Source organism: Cellulomonas rhizosphaerae (assembly GCF_003470205.1).
Taxonomy (GTDB): domain Bacteria; phylum Actinomycetota; class Actinomycetes; order Actinomycetales; family Cellulomonadaceae; genus Cellulomonas; species Cellulomonas rhizosphaerae.
In genome coordinates, this window is sequence record NZ_QWKP01000170.1 from 1 (window position 1) to 20,062 (window position 20,062).

The window sequence follows — 20,062 nt, forward strand, 5'->3', positions numbered from 1 at the left end:
CTCTGCAGTCTCTGAGCGCGAGCAACCCACGGTTCGTCGTCGGTTCCGGGCCTGGACAGCGCGCGACCCCGGTCGGGCGGGCCGGCCGGGGTCGCGCGGGTGGCGCTGGTGGCGAGGTCAGGCGGTGGCCGCAGCCGCCACGTGGGTCGATGTCGTCAGGCCCCAGGCCTCGGCGAGGAGCTCGTAGGAGCGGACGGTGTCGGCCTTGTCGTGCGTCTCGGTGGTCACCAGGAGCTCATCGGCGCCCGTGGCGCGCTGCAGCGCCTCGAGCCGCTCGACGACGGTCTCGGGTCCACCGACGACGCGGGTCTCCAGGCGGTCGCGCAGCAGCGCCTGCTCGTCGTCGGGCAGCTGCTCCCAGGGCGTCGTGGTGCCGGGCCGCGGGTAGGCGATCGCGCCGCCGCCCTTGCGGATCGACCAGACCCACGCCGCGAACGGGTCGGCCAGGCGCGCGGCCTCGGCGTCCGTGTCGGCGGCCAGCACGTCGACCGAGACGACGACGTACGGCGCCGCGAGCACCCCGGGCCGGAACGCGGCGCGGTAGGACGCGACGGTCTCCAGGACGTTCGAGGGGCTCACGTGGAAGTTGGCCGCGAGCGGAAGCCCGAGCTCTCCCGCGATGCGCGCGCTCTCGCCGCCGCTGCTGGCCAGCACCCACAGGTCGAACGCGGCGTTCTGCACGGGCGGGCTGACGAACACCTTGCCGTCCTCGTCGACCAGCTCGCCGGCCTGCAGCGTGAGGACCTGGCCGAGCTCGGATCGGAAGTCGCCGGGCGCGCGGTTCGCGCTCAGCACGCGGGCGTGCGCGAGGAAGCGCTCGCGCAGCTCGGAGTCGCCGAAGTCGAACGGCGGGCTCGCGGGCACGTGCAGCCCGTCGACGACGCGCGCCGGGGTCGGCTCGGGCTTGACGCGCGGGGCGCCCTCCGGCGGCGGGGTGAACGCGCGGCCGAGCCCGAGGTCCACGCGGCCCGGGTAGGCGGCGGCGATCGCGCCGAACTGCTCGGCCGCGAGGAGCGGGCTCGTCGTGCTCAGCAGCACCGCACCCGAGCCGACCCGGATGCGCGACGTGCGCCCCGCGACGAGCGCGGCGAGCACGCCCGGCGACGCCGAGGCCACCCCGGGCGCGAGGTGGTGCTCCGCGAACCAGACGCGGCTGTAGCCGAGCTCGTCGGCCCGCTGCGCGAGGTCGAGGCTCGCGCGGATCGCGTCGGCGCCCGTGCTGCCCTCGCTGACCGTGGCCAGGTCGAGGATGGACAGCGGGACGCGGGTCCCTCCCGCGGACGTCTCGGCGGGCGGTGCGCTCACGCGGCTGTCGGTGGCGGTGGTCATCTGGTCCTCGTCTCAGCAGGGCGTCGGCGGTCTGGATCGAGATCGTGACTTCGGAACGAGATCGGCAGTTGCACGTGCCGATCTCGTTTCGAAGTCACGATCTCGTCGGAGTGGGTGCGGGTGCGGGAGTGAGCAGGGGGCGGGTGAGGGCGAAGCGCGCGGGTGTGCGGGCGGAGTCGTCCGTGGCCAGGTCGGTCAGGAGGCGGCCGATGGCCGGGGCGAACTTGAACCCGTGCCCCGAGAAGCCGGCGGCGACGACCAGCCGGCCGCGGCGGTCGAGCACGAAGTCGTGGTCGGGGGTGGTCGTGTACGTGCAGGAGATCGGCACCAGGTGGTCCGGATCGGCGCCGGGGATCCACGTGCGCACGTACTCGCGCAGCGTCGCCAGCTGGCCGGGCTCGGGCTCGAACGTGCGCCGGTCCGGGTCGGTCACCGGCCCCACGCCGTGGAAGCCGACCTTGACGCCCTCCCCCGGCACCGCGAGCCCGTACGTCCCGCTCGGCCACGGGTGCGGCTCGCGGGGCTGGTGGGTGAACACGGGCCAGTCGTCCGCCGAGGCGGCGGTCGGCCGGAACGCGAAGTGGGCGGGCTGCTCCTGGGTCACAACGAGCGGCGGAGCCTGCTCGCCCAGCAGTCCCGCTGTCCAGGCACCCGCCGCGAGCACCACGGAGCGGGCCTCGATCGGCCCGTCGTCGGTGTCGACCACCACGCGGTCGCCGAGCTGCTGCACCGCGCGCACGGCGGTGTGGTGCCGCACGTCGGCGCCGTGCAGCGCCGCGCCGGACTGGAAGGCGGCCACGGCGCGGTCCGCGTGCACCCGGCCCGCCGTCGAGCGCTCGAAGAGCACCGGGCCCTCGAACCGCAGACCGGGCCAACGCTCGTCGGCCTCCTGCGGGTCGAGCCAGGAGAACGGCACGCCGCGGGCCGTGAAGGCCGCGGCGATGTCGCCCACGTCCGAGCGGCCGAGCCCGTGGCTCACGCCGCCCGTCAGGCGCAGGAGGTCCGCGCCCGACTCCGCCTCGAGCTCGCGCCAGAGGCCGAGGGCCTCCTGTGTGAGGTCGAGGTAGTCGTCGGACGCGTACGTCGTGCGGTAGATCCGGGAGGAGCCGTGCGACGCGCCCTGCGCGTGCCCCGGCCCGAACCGCTCGAGCAGCACGACCTCACGGCCACGGCGCGCGAGCTGCCACGCGGCGGCCGCACCCATCACGCCGCCACCGACGACCACGTGGTCGACTGCCATCGAACTCCTCCCGGGAAGGGTGTGCTGCGCCGCGCCGGGTCAGCGTCCCCCGACTCCTCCCAGCGCGGCGCAGCAGCTTGTCAGGACTCCTTGGGGAGCCCAGCAGGGTTGGTCTCGGACGTGGGGATCCCCTCGGCGGTCAGACCCCAGCGCTCGAGGACCTTGGCGTAGGAGCCGTCCTTGATCGCGTGGTTGATCGCGGCCGTGATGGCGGGCGCGAGGTCGTTGCCCTTCTTGGTGCCGACGGCGATCTGCGCCGTGGCGGGCCAGCCGCCGTTGAGCGTGCCGATGACCTTGAACTCGTCCGGCGAGACGACGGCCTTGTAGGCGGCGGTCGCGTTCGGGCCGAACGACGTGTCGATGCGGCCCGACTGCAGCGCGAGGATCGTGTCGCCGTCGTTCTCGAAGTACTCGATGTTGACCTTCTTCAGGCCTGCGGCGACGTTCTCCTTGTCCCACTCGAGCAGGATCTTCTCCTGGTTGGTGCCCGAGCCGACCGCGACCGTCAGGCCCGCGATGTCCGCCGGCTTGGTGATCGCCGCGGGGACGTTCTTGTTGCTGGTCGTGACCAGCCAGCCGAGCTCGTCGTTGCGGTAGGAGGAGAAGTCGATCGTCTCCTTGCGCTCCTCGGTGACCGTGACGTTGGAGACGATCGCGTCGACCTTGCCCGACGAGAGCGCGAGCGGCCAGTCGGCCCAGGCGGTGACCTGCCACTCGACCTTCTTGCCCAGCGCGTCGCCGACGAGCTGCGCGATGTCGGTCTCGTTGCCGATCGGGGTCTTCTCGTCGTCCGCGAGGAACGCGAGCGGCGCGACGTAGGCGCTGACCGCGACCTTGAGGGTGTCCGTGTCCTTGTACGCGGCGGGCAGCAGCGCGATGGCCGCGTCGTCCTTCGTCGTGTGGATGCGGTCCTGGTTCGGGGTCGTGTTGACCTCGAGGCCGGCCTTCTCGGCGGCGGCCTGCTGGTCGCTGTCACCCTCGCCCTCGGCCGAGGCCGAGGAGCAGGCCGCGAGCCCCGCGATGAGCGGGAGGACGACGGCAGCGGCGAGCAGCCTGCTGCGACGGGAGTCGGTCGTGCGGGTCATGGTGTGCCTTTCAGGGGGTGATGGTTTTCAGGGTGGTGGCCGGCGGGCTCGCCGGGGGTCAGAGGACCTTGTCGAGGAAGGCCTTGGTGCGCTCGTGCGCGGGGTGGTCGAGCACCTGGGCCGGCGGCCCCTGCTCGACGATGCGACCGGCGTCGATGAAGACGACCGTGTCGGCGAGCTCGCGGGCGAACCCGATCTCGTGGGTGACGACGATCATCGTGGTGCCGGTGCGGGCGAGGTCCTTGATGACGTCGAGCACCTCGCCGACGAGCTCGGGGTCCAGCGCGGACGTCGGCTCGTCGAACAGCAGCACCTTGGGCCGGGTGGCGAGCGCGCGGGCGATCGCCACGCGCTGCTGCTGCCCGCCGGACAGCTGGCGCGGCCGGGCGTCGGCCTTGTCCGCGAGCCCGACACGGGCGAGCAGCGCGCGGGCCTCGGGCTCGACCTCAGAACGAGGCCGGCCCTGCGCGGAGACCGGTGCCTCGACGACGTTCTCGAGCGCGGTCAGGTGCGGGAAGAGGTTGAAGCTCTGGAAGACGAACCCGATCCGGGTCCGCTGGCGCAGGATGTCCTTCTCCTTGAGCTCGCGCAGCGTGTCGCCCTTGCGGGCGTAGCCGATGAGGTCGCCGTCGATCGCGACGAACCCGCGGTCGACCTTCTCCAGGTGGTTGATGACCCGCAGCAGGGTCGACTTGCCCGAGCCCGACGGACCGATGACCACCGTCACCTCGCCGGGCTTGACCACGAGGTCGACCCCGGAGAGCACCTCCAGGGTGCCGAAGCTCTTGTGCACGCCGTGGACCTCGACGAGGCCCTCGCTCTGGGTGGTGCTCATGCCAGGCCTCCCTCGTCGCGGCGCTGCGGGGAGCTGCCCCGGCGCAGCAGGTGTCCGGTCGTCCGGTTCGCCGACGCCCAGCCGGCCGGGACGCTCGCCGGCACGGGCTCGCGGCGCAGGCGGGCCCAGCCGACGAGCAGGCTCCAGCGCGCCTTCTGCAGCGGCGTGGGCGGCAGCGTCCGCAGGGCGCCGCGGGCGTAGTGCCGCTCGAGGTAGAACTGCGCGATGGTCAGCACGGTGGTCAGCACGAGGTACCAGACGGCCGCGACGAGCAGCAGCGGGACGACCCGCAGGTTGCGGCCGTAGATCACGCCGACGGTGTAGAACAGCTCGCCGTACGCGAGCACGTACACGACCGAGGTGCCCTTGAGCAGCCCGATGATCTCGTTCACCGACGTCGGCACGATCGTCCGCATGGCCTGCGGCAGCACGATGCGCAGCTGCTGACGCGCCCGCGGGATGCCGAGCGCGGCGGCCGCCTCGTGCTGCCCCTGGTCGACGCCGATGATCCCGGCGCGCACGATCTCGGCCGAGTACGCGGCCTGCGACAGCCCGAGCCCGAGGATCGCGGCGCCGAACTTGCCGATGAGGTTCTGGGTCTCGAAGTCGTGGAACCCGGGCCCGAACGGGATGCCGAGGCTCAGGGTCGGGTACAGGTAGGCGAGGTTGTACCAGAGCAGCAGCTGCAGGATCAGCGGCACGGACCGGAACACCCAGATGTAGAGCCACGCCACGGACTGCAGCAGCGGCGAGCGCGACAGGCGCATGAGCGCCAGGATCGTGCCGAGGCCGAAGCCGATGACCGCTGCGGCCAGCGTGAGCCGGATCGTCCCCCACACGCCGGACAGGATCGACGGCCAGGTCAGGTACTTGCCGACCGTGGTCCAGTCCCAGCTGGTGTTGGTGACGAGCGAGCTCGCGACCATCGCGAGCAGCACGGCGACGACCGCCGTCGCGATCCAGCGGCCCGGGTGGCGTGCGGGGAGCACGCGCAGGCGCTCGAGCGTCGCGCGGTCGGTGCCGGCAACCGTGTCCGGCGCGCGCACGAGGGTCGTCATCGGACCGGCCGCCGCTCGCCCGCGATGACGGCGAACGGCACGTGGTTGCCTTCGACGGGCGCGGGGCACGTGCCGAACTCGCTGAACGCGTACGGCAGGTTGACCGCACGGTTGAGGTCCAGGCGGAGGGTCGCGTCGCCGGGCGCGGCCTCGGCGAACGCGATGCGCCACTGCGCCACGTCGGTCGACTCGTCGGAGAAGAGCAGGCCGACCTCGCCGTCGCGGTGCCCCGCGGTCAGCTGGAGCGTGACGGACTCGCCGTCGCGCTCGAGGTCCACGGCGCCGACGAGGCTCACGTGGTGCACGAGGCCGTGCTGCGCCGCGCCGACGACGGCCGCGCGCGGCTCGGGGTACCAGCGCACCGGCACCTCGAGGACCCAGGTCGGGTCGTACGCCGCGATCGGCACGCCCGAGAACCCGGTGCGGGCCGCGGCCCGCGGGTCCCGGACGCGTACGGCGGTCCGGCCCGTGCGGCGGATGACCTCGACGACGACCTCGGTGTGCCCGTCCTGCGTGTCGCGGAAGCTGAGCTCGGCCGACGAGCGCCCCTCGGCGACGGCCACGGACGCGTCGCCGTCGACGGCCACGCCGCCCTGGAGGACCTCGTCGGCCGGGGTCGCCCGGACGTGCGCGACGCCCTCACGGTCGGCCCACCACAGGCCGGGGACGCCGGGCAGCGGGGCCGGGCGGGCCGCGAGCCAGTGCAGCGCCGTGAGGGTGAGCCAGCCGTGCGGCTCGAGCAGGGCCTGCTCGCGGGCCTCGTGCCAGGTCGCGCGCTCGGTCGCGGCGTCCGTCTCGGTCAGGGTCGTCATGGCGGTCATTCCTCTCGGGGTCAGACGAACATGGGTCAGCCGGCGAGCGCCGCGGGGCGGCGCACGGCGTCGGGGTGGGCGAGACCGAGGTGGTCGCGCAGCGTCGGGCCGCTGTACTCGGCGCGGAACGACCCGCGCTCGACGAGCAGCGGGACGACCCGGTCGAGCACGTCGTCCAGGCCCCCGGGGGTCAGGTGCGGCACGAGGATGAAGCCGTCGGAGGCGTCCTCCTGCACGTGCCGGTCGATCTCGTCGGCGACGTGGTTCGGCGTGCCGACGAACCCGCCGCGCGAGGTGACGGCGATGACCAGGTCGCGGATCGACCAGCCGTTGGCCGCCGCCTGCTCGCGCCATGCGGCAACCACGGGACGCGGGTCCTTGAAGTGCCGGGCGCGGCCGCGCGTGATGTCGGCACCGTCGAAGTCGGGCTCCACGTCGGGCAGCGGGCCCTCGGGGTCGTACGACGTGAGGTCGCGGCCCCAGACCTGCTCGAGGAACGCGATCGCCGTCGCGCCGGGCACCTGCTGGCTGCGGATGTGCCGCGCGAGCTCGGCGGCCTCTGCCTCGGTGTCGCCGATCACCACGGTCGTGGCGGGCAGGATCTTGAGCGAGCCGGGCTCGCGGCCCGCCGCGGCGAGCCGCGCCTGCACGTCGTCGTAGAAGGTGCGGCCGTCGTCGAAGGACGAGTGCAGCGAGAAGATCACGTCGGCGGTGGCGGCTGCGAAGTCGCGACCGTCGGGCGAGTCTCCGGCCTGGAACAGCACCGGGTGCCCCTGCGGGCCGCGCGGCGTGGGGAACTCGCCCCGCACCTGGAAGTGCTTGCCGACGTGGTCGATGCGGCGCACCGAGCCGGGCCGCAGGTAGGCGCCCGCGACCGGGTCGGGGCTCACGGCGTCGTCGTCCCACGAGTCCCACAGCTCGCGGGCCACGGCGACGAGCTCGGCGGCACGCTCGTACCGCTCGGCGTAGGGCAGGAAGCCCCCGCGGCGGAAGTTCTCGCCCGTGAACGCGTCCGAGGAGGTCACCAGGTTCCACGCCGCCCGGCCGCCCGAGAGCACGTCGAGCGACGCGAACTGGCGGGCGATCTCCCACGGCTCGTTGAACGTCGTGTTGATCGTGCCGGCCAGGCCCAGGTGCTGCGTGACGGCGGCAACCGCGGCCAGGACGGGCAGCGTGTCGGGCCGCCCGACGACGTCGAGGTCGTGGATGAGCCCCTTGTGCTCACGCAGGCGCAGGCCCTCAGCGAGGAAGAAGAAGTCGAGCTTGGACTCCTCGGCGCGGCGGGCCAGGTGCTCGAACGAGTCGAAGTCGATCTGGCTGCCGGAGCGCGGGTCGGTCCACACGGTCGTGTTGTTCACGCCCGGGAAGTGGACGCCCAGGTGGATCTGCTTGCGGGGCTTCGTCGTCATGGGTCCGTGTCCTTGGTGGTGGGAGGTCAGACGGCGGCGGTCAGACGGCGGCGTAGCGGCTGGCGGGGCGCGGCAGGCCCAGCGAGTCGCGCAGCGTCGAGCCGGTCCTGACGGGGTACGCGTCGGCCGCGAGCCCGACGGCGCGCAGCGCGGGCAGCACCTGGTCGGCGAGCAGCGGGAGGTCGGCGCGCAGGCTCGCGGGCCGGACGGTGAAGCCGTCGACGACCGGCGCCCAGCGCGCGACGAGCTCGACGAGGCTCGCGGCGTCGCCGACGTGCAGCAGCGTGGCCGGCGCGAACGCCGAGCCCGCGAGCCCGTCGAGCAGGCCGCGCCGGGCCCGCGCCGCACCGTCGTCGGCGCCGAGGACGACGACCAGGTCGACGAGCACGCGCACGTCCTGCGGGTCGCGCCCGGCCTCGGCAGCGGCCGTCCGCACGCGGGCGACGAGCTCGGCCGCACGGTCGACGCCGCGTGCCTCGATCCGGACGACGTCCGCGACGCGACCGGCGAGACCGACCGACTCGGGCGACCCGACGCGCACGACGACGGGCAGCTGCCCCTGCGGCGAGCGCGGCGTGATCGAGGGTCCCTTGACCGTGAACCGCTCCCCCACGTGGTCGACGTAGTGCAGCTTGTCGCGATCGACGAACCGGCTGGTGGCGGCGTCGCGGATCTCCGCGTCGTCCTCCCACGAGTCCCAGAGGTCACGGACCACGCCGACCACCTCGCGCGCCTCGTCGACCGCGTCGGCCTCGTCCTGCACGTCCTTGCGGCCGAAGGCGGCGGCGCCGGCGGGCGTCGTGGACCACGCGACCTGCCATCCCCCGCGCCCGCTGCTCACGTGGTCAAGCGTCTGCAGGGCCTTGGCGACGTGGAACGGCTCGGTGTGCGTGGTGTCGACGGTCGCGACCAGGCCGATGCCCGACGAGACCGGCGCGAGGCGGGACGCGACCAGGACGGCGTCGAGCGAGCCGCGCACCGTGTGGTCGGCCGCCGGAGCCAGCGTGAGCGAGTCGTCGAGGAGCGCCAGGTCGAACCCGGCGCGGACCGACGTGTCGAGGTGCGCGGCCAGGGTGGCGACGGCGGACCGGAGCTGCTCGGGGTCGAGCGTGCGCCACGCGGCGGGGTGTGCGCCGGACCCGGTCAGGTCGACGGCGAGGTGCAGGTGTGTCACGAGATTCCTTCAGGGGGACGGGCGCCACCGACCCCTCATCGGGGGGCGTGGCGGGGGGACGGCGCGGGGCCAGGTCCGGGGCGGCGCGTCGAGCGACGCTGCCGCGGGGCGTCAACAGGCCTGACAGGCCTGTCGAGCCGTGCGACCGGCGGCACACAGACACGACGAGGCGACGCGGCGTGCGCGCTGCTCGTCCGTGCTGGCCTGCCGGCTCATGGGCGTCCCTCTCGAATATCCGACCGGGTTGGTCGGCTTATCTGATGGCGGGAGATTAGGGAGCGCGTGGCGGATCGTCAACCAACGAGACGGACAGTCCGGATCGTGAGACGGGCGCGACCGACCCTTGACCACCCTCGCCCGGCTTCCTACCTTCGCGGCGGTCTCGAGTCCCGACGGCAAGCCCTGGCTGGTCGGGCAGCAACCCTCCTCACGTGGCGGGGTGCTCCAGGTGACGACCCGGCGCGATCCCTCGCGCAAGCACGCAGTCGAACGACGCCTCCGGGCGTGTCCCCAGACGAGGAGCACCTCCATGACCGCAGACACGCGCACCCGCAGCAGGGCGGTGACCCCATGACCCGGTACCTGGCACGCAGGCTCCTGCTCGCCCTGGGCGTCCTCTGGGCGGCCTACACGGTCACGTTCCTCATCCTGTTCGCCCTCCCGGGCGACCCCGTCTCGATCATGTACGGCGGCGACTCGAGCGACATCACGCCCGAGCAGCTCGACGCGCTGCGCGCCCAGTACGGGCTCGACCAGCCGCTGCCCGTCCAGTACGTGACCCAGCTCGGGCACGCGCTGCAGGGCGACCTCGGGAACTCGGTCGTCAACGGCCAGCCGGTGACGCGTCTGATCGCCGACGCGCTGCCGCCCACCGCGCAGATCGCCGGCTCGGCGCTCGTGCTGGCGATCCTCGTCGGCGGCGGGCTCGCCGTCGTCGCCACCGCGACCCGCAGCCGACGGCTGTCGGGCTTCCTGCTGTCGCTGCCGCCGCTGGGCGTCGCGATCCCCTCGTTCTGGTTCGGCCTCACGCTCGTGCAGTGGTTCTCGTTCGAGATCCCGCTGTTCCCGGCGCTGGGCAACCAGGGGTTCGCCTCGGTGGTCCTGCCCGCGATCACGCTCGCGCTGCCGACGTCGGCGCTCATCGCGCAGATGCTCTCGCGCAGCCTCCTGCACACGCTGCGCGAGCCGTACGTCGACACCGCGCTCGCCAAGGGCGCGGGCCGCACGCGCGTCCACCTGCGTCACGCGCTGCGCAACGCGGCCCTGCCCGCCCTGACGGTCACGGGCCTGGTGATCGGGGGCCTGCTCTCGGGCGCGGTCGTGACCGAGACCGTGTTCTCGCGCGCGGGCCTCGGCCGGCTGACCGCCACGTCCGTCGCCGCGCAGGACATCCCCGTGGTGCAGGGCGTCGTGCTCGTCGCGGCGACCGTGTACGTGCTGGTCAACCTGCTGATCGACATCATCTACCCGCTCCTCGACCCCCGGATCGTCACGGGCGCCCGGCGCCGCGTCGCACCGCCGACGACGCCGACCGCTCGCCCGGCATCCGTCCCCGCACCCGACCGCGTCGCCGTCCCCGCCGGAGGTTCCCGATGAGCAGCATCGACGCCCTGACCGCCGGCGAGCGCGGCCCGCAGCCGCCCTCCGAGGCGTTCGTGCCCACCGCGCTCGACCCGAACACACGCGCGGACAAGTTCACGGCGACCTCGAGCGACCGCTTCGCGGACGCCGTCCTCGAGCGCGAGGACTCCCTGACCCACCGCAGCGCGTGGCGCACGCGCCTCGAGGACCTCGTCCGCAAGCCCGGGCTGATCCTCGCGCTCGTGTGGGCGGTGACGATCGTCGTCGCCGCGTTCGCGCCGTCGCTGCTCGCCTCGGGCGACCCGCTCACCGGGGTCCCGGCGGACAAGCTCCAGCCGCCCTCGTCGGCGCACTGGTTCGGCACCGACCAGCTGGGCCGCGACCTGTACACCCGCGTGGTGCACGGCACGCACCTGACGCTGCAGGCCGCGCTGACGGCCGTGCTCGTCGGGCTGCTCGTCGGCGTGCTGATCGGGCTGGTCGCGGGATTCGTCGGCGGCGTCGTCGACGACATCGCGATGCGCGTGGTCGACGTGCTGCTCTCGATCCCCGCGCTGCTGCTGTCCCTCGCGCTCATCACCGTGCTGGGCTTCGGCACGATCAACGTGGCGATCGCCGTCGGGCTCGCCAACGTCGCGTCGGTGTCCCGGATCATGCGGTCCGAGGTGCTGCGTGTGCGGACGTCGGTGTTCGTCGAGGCGTCGCACGCCGGCGGCAGCCGCTGGTGGACGACGCTGGGCCGGCACGTGCTGCCCAACGCGATCGGCCCGGTCGTCGTGCTCGCCGCGCTCGAGCTGGGCGCGGCCGTGCTGGCCGTCTCGTCGCTGTCTTTCCTCGGGTACGGCGAGCCGCCGCCCGCACCGGAGTGGGGAGCGCTCGTCGCCGGCGGGCGTGACTACCTGCGCACCTCGTGGTGGCTGACCACCCTGCCCGGCCTGACCATCGTCGCGACCGTGCTGGCCGCCGGCCGCATCTCGCGCGCACTCGACGGCGACCCGGGGAGAAACCGATGACCGCGAACGAACGCCTCCTGACCGTCACCGACCTGGCCGTCTCCTACCGGACCCGTCGCGGCGACGTGCACGCGGTGCGCGACGTCTCGTTGCACGTCGACGAGGGCGAGACCGTGGCCGTCGTCGGCGAGTCCGGCTCGGGCAAGTCGACCACCGCCGCGGCCGTCGTCCGCCTGCTCGCTCCGGCCGCCCGCATCGAGCGCGGCACGATCGACCTGCTGGGCCGCGACGTCGCGGGCGCCTCGCCGCGTGAGCTGCAGGCGGTGCGCGGGCTGCTCGTCGGCCTCGTCCCGCAGGACCCGACGGTCTCGCTCAACCCGGTCAAGCGCATCGGCGACCAGGTGGCCGAGGTGCTGCGCATCCACGGCCTCGCCGACCGCCGCATCGCGGGCATCGAGGCGATCGAGGCGCTGCGGCGGGCCGGCCTGCCCGAGCCCGAGGTGCGTGCGCGGCAGTACCCGCACGAGCTGTCCGGCGGTATGCGCCAACGCGTCCTCATCGCGATCGCGCTGGTCGCCAAGCCACGCCTGCTCGTGGCCGACGAGCCGACGAGCGCGCTCGACGTCACCGTCCAGCGCCAGATCCTCGACCACCTCGACACCCTGACCAACGAGACCGGCACGGGCGTCCTGCTCATCACGCACGACCTGGGCGTCGCGGCCGACCGCGCGGACCGGATCGTCGTGATGTCCCAGGGGCGCGTGGTGGAGGCCGGCACGCCCGACGAGGTCCTCGGCTCCCCTCGCGAGGCGTACACCAAGGCGCTGCTCGCGGCCGCTCCGTCCCTGCGGGGGGCCCGTCGCGCGCCCACGCCCGTCGCGATCGACGCCCCGGCGGCGCTCGAGGTGCGCGGGCTGGTCAAGGACTTCCCCCTGCCGCGCTCGAGCGGCGGTGGCACCCTGCGCGCGGTCGACGACGTGTCGTTCCGCGTGCCGCGCGGACGCACGCTCGCGATCGTCGGCGAGTCCGGTTCGGGCAAGTCCACGACCGCCCGGCTCGCGCTGCGGCTCGCCGAGCCGACGGCGGGCCAGGTGCTCGTCGGCGGCGACGACGTGAGCCACACCCGCGGATCCGCGCTACGGGCGCTGCGTCGCCAGATGCAGGTCGTCTACCAGAACCCGTACTCCTCGCTCGACCCGCGCTGGTCCGTCGGGCAGATCATCAGCGAGCCGCTGCGCGCCTTCCGCGTGGGCGACCGCGCCTCGCGCGCCGCGCGCACGGCCGAGCTCCTCGACCTCGTCGCGCTGCCTGCCTCGGTGGTCCACCGCCGGCCCGCCGAGCTCTCCGGCGGGCAGCGGCAGCGGGTCGCGATCGCGCGGGCGCTGTCGGTGCGGCCGGACCTCGTCGTGCTCGACGAGCCCGTCTCCGCGCTCGACGTCTCGGTGCAGGCGCAGATCCTCGACCTGCTCGCGGACCTGCAGAGCGAGCTCGGCGTGACCTACCTGTTCATCTCGCACGACCTCGCGGTCGTGCGGCAGGTCGCGCACGAGGTCGTCGTCCTGCAGAACGGGCGGGTCGTGGAGTCCGGGGACGTCGAGGAGGTCTTCGCCCGGCCGCAGCACGCGTACACCGCGGAGCTGCTGGCCGCGATCCCCGGGACGGCCGCGCACCGGCCGCTCGTGTCCGCCTCGGCCGGCTCGTCGGGCACTTCTCGAGGAGGTGAGCGATGACCTCCTGTTGTCCGGGCCGTCGCCGCCCCCGGTCCTGATCCCACCCCCTTTCCTTGGAGACCTTCATGTCTGTGCGACCCCTGTCCTCCCGCGCGTTGCGCGTTGCCATCGGCCTCACCGCCCTCGGTCTGGCGCTGTCCGCGTGCAGCTCGAGCGAGACCCCGGCCGCTGACCCGTCCTCGTCGACCTCGTCGTCCGCCGACGCGGGCACGCCCGTCGACGGCGGCGACCTCACGTTCGCGATCGGCAACGACCCGATCTCCGTCAACCCGGCCGGCATCGGCTCGGGCAACGACACCCTGTACGTCACCCGCCAGATCGTCGACTCGCTCACCTGGCAGGACCCGTCCGACGGCTCGCTCAAGCCGTGGCTCGCCACCACGTGGGAGGCCAACGCGGACCAGACCGAGTTCACCTTCACGCTGCGGGACGGCGTGACGTTCTCGGACGGCACCCCGTTCACCGCCGCGTCCGTCAAGGCCAACTTCGACGACGCGGTCGCCGCGGGTGCCAAGAGCTCGGCCGCCGCGAGCTTCATCGGCTACAAGGAGACGACCGTCGTCGACGACCACACCGTCAAGGTCACGTTCTCGACGCCCAACGCCGCGTTCCCGCAGGCCACGAGCTCGGTCGCGCTCGGCTTCCTCGCGGACTCGACGCTGAAGCTCCCGTTCGACGACCGCGCCTCGGGCACGGGCGTCATCGGCACGGGCCCCTTCGTGCTGGACCACTACACGAAAGACACCGAGACGGTCCTGACCGCGAGCGACGGCTACGCGTGGGGCCCGGCCGACCGCAAGGGCGCCGGCGCGCCGCACCTCGCCAAGGTGACGTTCCAGGTCGCCCCCGAGGCGAGCGTCCGCACCGGCTCGCTGACCTCCGGTCAGGTCCAGGCGATCGGCGGCGTGCAGCCGACCGACATCGAGACCCTGCAGGGTGCGGGCCTCGAGCTCGTGTCCCGCGCGAACCCGGGCATCCCGTTCGGGCTGACGTTCAACGAGTCCTCGGACATCGGCAAGGACCCGGCCGTGCGCGAAGCCATCTCCCTGGCGGTCAACCCGACCGAGATCCGCGACACCGCCCTCAGCGAGGGCTTCAAGGTCGCCGTCGGCCCGCTCGCGAGCACGACTCCCGGCGTGGCCGACGAGTCCTCGCACCTGGTCACCGACCCGGCGAAGGCCGCCAACGTCCTCGAGGCCGACGGCTGGGCCAAGGGCTCGGACGGCATCTACGCCAAGGGCGGCAAGAAGCTGGCCCCGACCCTGGCGTGGATCACCAACTTCTCGCCGAACCAGACGTCCGTCGAGCTGATCCAGTCCGAGCTCAAGGCGGTCGGCATCGACGTGCAGCTCTGGTCTGGCGCCGTCCCGGACTTCCAGGCCAAGCTGGCCGACGGTTCGTTCGACCTGGTGTGGGGCAACCTGTCCCGCGCCGACGGTGACGTCCTGCGCACGCAGTACTCCACGACGGCGACGAACTTCTACCGGATCGACGACCCGACGCTCGAGGACCTGCTGACCAAGCAGCTTGCGACGGGCGACGTCACCGAGCGGAACGCACTGCTCGCGCAGGCGCAGGAGCGACTCGTCACGCAGCACCACGTCATCCCGGTGCACGAGCTGACGACGTACCTGGGCCTGTCGAAGAAGGCGCACGGCATCGAGCTGGGCGCGGACTCGCGCCTCGACCAGCTCACCACCGCCTGGGTCGACTGACCCGACCGGCCGGGGCCACCGAGCCGCACCACGCACGCCGAAGGGGCGGGTCCGCATCACGCGGACCCGCCCCTTCGTGCTGCCGCGAGCAGCCCAGTGGGAGGTCTGCCCCGACCGCCGCGGATCCGCCCCGGGAGGCCGGTGGCTGCACGGAACGTTGCACCGAACGCTTCGAACTGCAGCGCGCGCGATGCAACGTCGCATGCAGCGATCCCTGTGCCCTACCGCGAGGTCGTCTCACCCCCGTCATCCACCCCCAGAGCCGCCCCGGTGTGCGCGCGGGTGTGCGACACGCCGCGAACCACGCGGCGCGCCGCACACCCAGCCGGACTCCAGCGGGACACGGAGGCTGACCGCAGCGCGGTGGCTGGTGGTTGCACGGAACGGTGCAGCGAACGCAACGCACCGCAGCCCGCGCGATGCAACGTTGCATGCAGCGCTCCCCGTGCCCCACCGCGAGGTCGACGCACCCTCGTCATCCACCCCCGGAGCCGCCCCGCAGTGCGCGTGGGTGTGCGACACGCCGCGAACCACGCGGCGCGCCGCACACCCAGCCGCACCGCAGCGGGACACGGAGGCTGACCGCGGGTGCGGAAGGTGGCTGCACGGAACGTTGCAGCGAACGCATCGCACTGCAGCGCGAGCGATGCAACGTTCCATGCAGCGATCCCCCTGCCCCGCAGCGATCTGGCCGGGCACGCGAAAGGGCCCGCGCGACGGGTGTCGCGCGGCCCCTTCGCTCCAGCTCAGCGGTCGGTCACTTGCCGATCCAGGCGTCGTAGAACACCAGCTTGGTCTCGCCGTCCAGGCGCAGGCCGTGCGAGGTCGGGCCGGTGCCGTAGGTCCACGCACGGTCGACGATCGGGATGAGCCAGGCGCGCTCGACGATGTACTTCTGCACCTCGGCGGCGGCCGCGGCGCGCTCGTCGGGGTCGACCGTCGACTCCTGCGTGGCGAGCAGGTCGTCGAGCTCGGACGGGTTCGCCTTGGCGTACCCGAGCGAGGTCCAGTCCGACGAGAACAGCGCGTTGAGCACGGTCGGGTCGGCGCGGGTCATCGTCCACGCGTAGATGTCGTAGTCGCCGGCGATGGTCGCCTTCGACGCCGCCGCAGGGTCGAGCTGGCGGATCTTGTACTCGATGCCGACCGCCTTGAGCTGCTGCTGGATCAGCTCGAGGTCGGTGTAGCTCGCGATGACGTTGAGGCTCAGGCGCTTGCCGTCCTTGACCCGGATGCCGTCGGCGCCGAGCTTCCACCCGTCGTCCTCGAGCAGCTTCGCGGCCTTGGCCTGGTCGTACGGCAGCTCGGAGCTGAGGTCGACGTAGCCCGGCGTGGTGCTGTTCAGCGGTGCGGTGCGGCTGCGGTAGGTCGGGCCGTAGACGGTGTCGACGATCTCCTGGCTGTTGATCGCGTACCGGATGGCCTGCCGCACGGGCTCGTCGTCGGCCAGCCACGACTGCTGGTTGGGGATCCACGACTCGGTCAGGCCGGGCTGGCGCGCGGTGAGCAGCGTGTCACCAGCGGCCTTGAGCGGCTCCTCGTCCTGCCACGTGACCAGCGAGATCGACTGGACCTGGCCTGACGTCAGCGTGCCGGAGCGGACGCTGGCCTCGGGGACGAACGTGAACTGCAGCTTGTCGAGGTACGCCTCGCCCTTGTGGGCCGCGAGGCTCGACGGCCAGTCGTAGCCCGTGCGCTTGAGCAGCACGGCGTCCTGGTCCTTGGTGTAGCTCTCGAGCGTGAACGGGCCCGAGCCCGCATAGGTGCCCTTGCACAGCTCCTCGGGCGACTTGCCGGTGTCGGCGGGCGAGATGAGCCCGAACCACGAGCCGGACAGCGCCTGCAGGAACTGCACGTTGGGCCGGTCGAACGTCACGACGGCGGTCGACGGGTCGACCGCCTCGGTGCTCTGGTAGCCCTGGATCCACGGGCCGGCGCCGATGGCCTTCGCGCCGAGGGCGACGATCCGGTCGAGGTTCGCCTTGACCGCGGCGGCGTCGACGGGCTTGCCGTCGCTGAACGTCGCGCCGTCGACCAGGTGGAACGTGAACGTCTTGGCGTCGTCGCTGATCTCCCAGCTCTTGGCGAGCCACGGCACGATCTTGCCGGTCTCCGGGTCCTGGTCGACGAGCGAGTCGGCGAGCTGGCGCGTGATGTTCAGCGCGACGTGGAAGCGCTGCTGGGGCGCGTCGAGGCAGCCCAGCGGGTCGGCCTCGAGCGCGTGCACGTAGGTGCCGCCCGCGACGGGTGCATCCGACGACGACGCCGACGAGGACGCCTCGTCGCCGGACCCGCCGGAGCTGGAGCAGGCAGCGAGCAGCGCGACGAGGACGGCGGCGGCGAGCGCGCGCAACGGTGGTCGGCCCGCACGGAGGCGCGCGGGCAGGGGGACATGGCGTGACATGGGTGGGCTCCTCAGCACGAAGGGACACCCCGCGCGGCGCAGGGTGGGCGGCGCGCACGGCGCGCCTGCAGATCACGGGATCGCGAGTCAGCGGCGACAGAGCGCGCGACCGACAGGAGCGGGCACGGGAATGGGGATGGACATCCGGACCTCACCTCCTCGCGCTGTCGCCGACCGTCGTGGTCGGCTGCTGACGGGACGGAACCTAGGTAGCCCGACCACCCCGGTCAATGGTTGGACAGGGCGTCCCACCATCTGGACGGCTCAGCGTCGGCGGCGCACCAGGACGAGGTCGTCGCGGTGCACGAGGGCGCGGTCGTAGCCTGCGCCGAGCTCGACCCGCAGGTCCGACGTCGAGCGGCCGAGCAGCCGCGGCACCTCGTCGGACCCGTACGCGACGAGGCCTCGTCCGGCCACGACGCCGTCGGGGCCGACGATCTCGACCGGGTCGCCGGCCTCGAACTCGCCCTCGAACCCGGTCACCCCGGCGGGCAGGAGCGAGGTGCGCCGATCGACGACGGCGCGGACCGCGCCCTCGTCGAGCACGAGCCGCCCGTGGGCCTTGGCCGCGTGCGCGAGCCAGAGCAGGCGGATGGACGTGCGGCGGCCGGTCGCGGCGAACCACGTGCCGACGTCGTCACCGGCGAGCGCCGCGGCGGCCTGCCCGGCCGACGTCAGGACGACGGGGATGCCGGACTGCGTCGCGATCGCGACCGACTCGAGCTTGGTGATCATGCCGCCCGTGCCGACCGCGCTCCCCCGCGACGCCACGTCGATGCCGTCGAGGTCCGCGGGCCCGTCGACCCGCGCGATGCGGCGCGAGCCCGGGCGCGAGGGCGGACCCGTGTACAGCGCGTCGACGTCGGTGAGCAGCACGAGCGCGTCGGCGTGCACGAGGTGCGAGACGAGCGCCGCGAGCCGGTCGTTGTCGCCGAACCGGATCTCGTCGGTCGCGACCGCGTCGTTCTCGTTGATGACCGGCACCACGCCGAGGTCGAGCAGTCGGGTCAGCGCCCGGTGCGCGTTGCGGTAGTGGCCGCGCCGGACGGTGTCGTCGGCGGTCAGCAGCACCTGCCCGACGCGCAGCCCGTGCTCGGCGAACGCGCGCGTGTAGTGCGCGACGAGCAGTCCCTGCCCCACCGACGCCGCGGCCTGCTGCGTGGCGAGGTCACGGGGGCGGGCTGCCAGCCCGAGCGGGCCGATGGCGGCGGCGATGGCCCCCGAGGAGACGAGGACGACCTGCCCGCCGGCCTCTCGTCGGGCCGCGAGGACCTCGACGAGCGCGCGCAGGCGCTCCGGGTCGAGCCGACCGTCAGGGCTGGTGAGCGAGCTCGAACCCACCTTGACGACGACCCGGGCCGCCGCAGGCAGCTGCTGGCGCTCGAGCAGGGCGGCGGCGGTCACGTGGGCATTGTGCCGCGTGCCGCCGCCGAACCGTGCGTCCATTCACCGACCGGACAGGCCGGCCGCGTGCTGTCGAGCGCTCAGCGCTCGTCGGCCGGGTCCGCCCAGTGGCCCTGCTCGCGCTCGGTCCACAGCTCCTCGCGGGCGAGGGCCTTGGCGTCCATGCGGTCCTTGTACTCGACGCGCTTCTCGCCACGCGTCGGGCGCGACCGCTCCTCGATGCGCTGGTCGGTGCCGCGGGGGCCGCCGAGCAGCTCGGAACCGGTGAGCAGCGTGGGCTCCCAGTCGAAGACCACCGAGTTGTGGTCGGGGCCGATCCGCACCTCGTCGCCTGCGACCGCGCCCGTGGCGAAGAGCCGCTCCTCGACGCCGAGCCGGGCGAGCCGGTCGGCCAGGTAGCCGACGGCCTCGTCGTTGGCGAAGTCCGTCTGGCGCACCCAGCGCTCGGGCTTCTCGCCGCGCAGCGAGAACCAGACCGCGCCGCCGCTCTCACGCCGCGTGACCGTGAAGCCCGCGTCGTCGACGGCCTTGGGCCGCAGGACGACCCGGGTCGCCTCGGGGGCGGGTGCCTCACGACGAGCCTTCTCGACGAGCTCGGCCAGCCCGAACGTCAGCTGGCGCAGGCCCTCGTGAGACGCCGTCGAGATCTCGAACACGCGCATCCCGCGCGCCTCGAGCTCGGGCTTGACCATCTCGGCCAGCTCGCGGGCCTCGGGCACGTCGATCTTGTTGAGCGCGACGATGCGCGGGCGTTCGGTCAGCGGCACGCGGCCACCCTCGATGCCCAGGTCGCCCGCGTAGAGCGCGAGCTCGGCCTCGATGATGTCCAGGTCGGAGATCGGGTCGCGGTCCGGCTCGAGCGTCGCGCAGTCGAGCACGTGCACCAGGACGGCGCAGCGCTCGATGTGGCGCAGGAACTCCAGGCCGAGGCCCTTGCCCTTCGACGCGCCCGGGATGAGCCCGGGGACGTCGGCGACGGTGTAGCGGGCCGATCCGGCCTGCACCACACCGAGGTTCGGGATGAGGGTGGTGAACGGGTAGTCGGCGATCTTGGGCCGCGCGGCCGAGATCGACGCGACGAGGCTCGACTTGCCGGCGCTCGGGTAGCCGACGAGGGCCACGTCCGCGATCGACTTGAGCTCGAGAACCACGTCGAGCGCGTTGCCGGGCTCGCCGAGCAGCGCGAAGCCGGGCGCCTTGCGGCGCGGCGAGGACAGGGCTGCGTTGCCCAGCCCGCCACGGCCGCCCTCGGCGACCACGAACCGCGCGCCGACGCCGATGAGGTCGGCGAGGACCTCGCCGTCCTGCGACTTCACGACGGTCCCGTCGGGGA

15 protein-coding genes and 1 riboswitch are annotated in these 20,062 nt (G+C 73.3%); of the genes, 4 read left to right on the plus strand and 11 right to left on the minus strand.

The features are described from left to right. Nucleotides 1-117: 117 nt before the first annotated feature. The 8 genes from D1825_RS07070 to D1825_RS07105 all read right to left on the minus strand — a co-directional run bounded on the left by D1825_RS07070 (nucleotide 118) and on the right by D1825_RS07105 (nucleotide 8,942). On the minus strand, nucleotides 118-1,329 hold the full coding sequence (locus tag D1825_RS07070; protein WP_118766736.1) for an LLM class flavin-dependent oxidoreductase: 1,212 nt from the start codon (nucleotides 1,327-1,329) through the stop codon (nucleotides 118-120). Nucleotides 1,330-1,423: 94 nt separating this feature from the next. After that, nucleotides 1,424-2,569 (minus strand): N-methyl-L-tryptophan oxidase, encoded by a 1,146-nt coding sequence (solA, locus tag D1825_RS07075; protein ID WP_118766737.1) that lies wholly within the window; start codon nucleotides 2,567-2,569, stop codon nucleotides 1,424-1,426. An 80-nt stretch (nucleotides 2,570-2,649) separates the two neighbouring features. After that, on the minus strand, nucleotides 2,650-3,654 hold the full coding sequence (locus tag D1825_RS07080) for an ABC transporter substrate-binding protein (RefSeq protein ID WP_118766738.1): 1,005 nt from the start codon (nucleotides 3,652-3,654) through the stop codon (nucleotides 2,650-2,652). 58 nt (nucleotides 3,655-3,712) lie between these two features. Next, nucleotides 3,713-4,489, minus strand: coding sequence for an amino acid ABC transporter ATP-binding protein (locus D1825_RS07085; RefSeq protein WP_118766739.1), 777 nt, complete (start codon nucleotides 4,487-4,489; stop codon nucleotides 3,713-3,715). Beyond that, on the minus strand, nucleotides 4,486-5,547 hold the full coding sequence (locus D1825_RS07090; protein ID WP_118766740.1) for an amino acid ABC transporter permease: 1,062 nt from the start codon (nucleotides 5,545-5,547) through the stop codon (nucleotides 4,486-4,488). Before D1825_RS07090 ends, D1825_RS07085 begins: the two co-directional genes overlap by 4 nt. Further along, a complete protein-coding gene (locus D1825_RS07095) occupies nucleotides 5,544-6,359 on the minus strand; it encodes a DUF1684 domain-containing protein (protein WP_118766741.1) in 816 nt (271 codons plus the stop codon). The genes D1825_RS07090 and D1825_RS07095 overlap by 4 nt, the downstream gene beginning before the upstream one ends. A 35-nt stretch (nucleotides 6,360-6,394) precedes the next feature. Then, entirely contained in the window at nucleotides 6,395-7,768 is a 1,374-nt protein-coding gene (locus D1825_RS07100) for an NtaA/DmoA family FMN-dependent monooxygenase (protein WP_118766742.1), read from the minus strand. A 40-nt stretch (nucleotides 7,769-7,808) separates the two neighbouring features. Beyond that, nucleotides 7,809-8,942, minus strand: a complete 1,134-nt coding sequence (locus D1825_RS07105) for an LLM class flavin-dependent oxidoreductase (protein ID WP_199721531.1) — start codon at nucleotides 8,940-8,942, stop codon at nucleotides 7,809-7,811. Nucleotides 8,943-9,320: 378 nt separating this feature from the next. Continuing rightward, nucleotides 9,321-9,428, plus strand: a riboswitch (SAM riboswitch). Between the two features lie 84 nt (nucleotides 9,429-9,512). Here D1825_RS07105 and D1825_RS07110 point away from each other — a divergent pair. From D1825_RS07110 to D1825_RS07125, 4 genes are all read left to right on the plus strand, one after another. Continuing rightward, nucleotides 9,513-10,538 (plus strand): ABC transporter permease, encoded by a 1,026-nt coding sequence (locus D1825_RS07110; protein WP_118766743.1) that lies wholly within the window; start codon nucleotides 9,513-9,515, stop codon nucleotides 10,536-10,538. Continuing rightward, complete coding sequence (locus D1825_RS07115) at nucleotides 10,535-11,536, plus strand: ABC transporter permease (protein WP_118766744.1); 1,002 nt, start codon at nucleotides 10,535-10,537, stop codon at nucleotides 11,534-11,536. Before D1825_RS07110 ends, D1825_RS07115 begins: the two co-directional genes overlap by 4 nt. Next, nucleotides 11,533-13,206, plus strand: coding sequence for a dipeptide ABC transporter ATP-binding protein (locus D1825_RS07120; RefSeq protein ID WP_118766745.1), 1,674 nt, complete (start codon nucleotides 11,533-11,535; stop codon nucleotides 13,204-13,206). The genes D1825_RS07115 and D1825_RS07120 overlap by 4 nt, the downstream gene beginning before the upstream one ends. Nucleotides 13,207-13,271: 65 nt before the next feature. After that, the gene (locus D1825_RS07125) at nucleotides 13,272-14,921 is read left to right on the plus strand and encodes an ABC transporter substrate-binding protein (RefSeq protein WP_118766746.1); all 1,650 of its coding nucleotides are present in this window, start codon (nucleotides 13,272-13,274) and stop codon (nucleotides 14,919-14,921) included. A 757-nt stretch (nucleotides 14,922-15,678) separates the two neighbouring features. Here the strand turns inward: D1825_RS07125 and D1825_RS07130 are convergent. The 3 genes from D1825_RS07130 to obgE all read right to left on the minus strand — a co-directional run. Next, nucleotides 15,679-17,325 carry an ABC transporter substrate-binding protein gene (locus tag D1825_RS07130; RefSeq protein ID WP_118766747.1) on the minus strand — a complete coding sequence of 549 codons (1,647 nt, stop codon included), beginning with the start codon at nucleotides 17,323-17,325 and terminating at the stop codon, nucleotides 15,679-15,681. Between the two features lie 264 nt (nucleotides 17,326-17,589). Beyond that, a complete protein-coding gene (gene proB, locus D1825_RS07135; protein ID WP_233549687.1) occupies nucleotides 17,590-18,729 on the minus strand; it encodes a glutamate 5-kinase in 1,140 nt (379 codons plus the stop codon). A gap of 80 nt (nucleotides 18,730-18,809) precedes the next feature. After that, on the minus strand, nucleotides 18,810-20,062 hold a 1,253-nt coding region (gene obgE, locus D1825_RS07140), incomplete at its 5' end, for a GTPase ObgE (protein WP_118766750.1).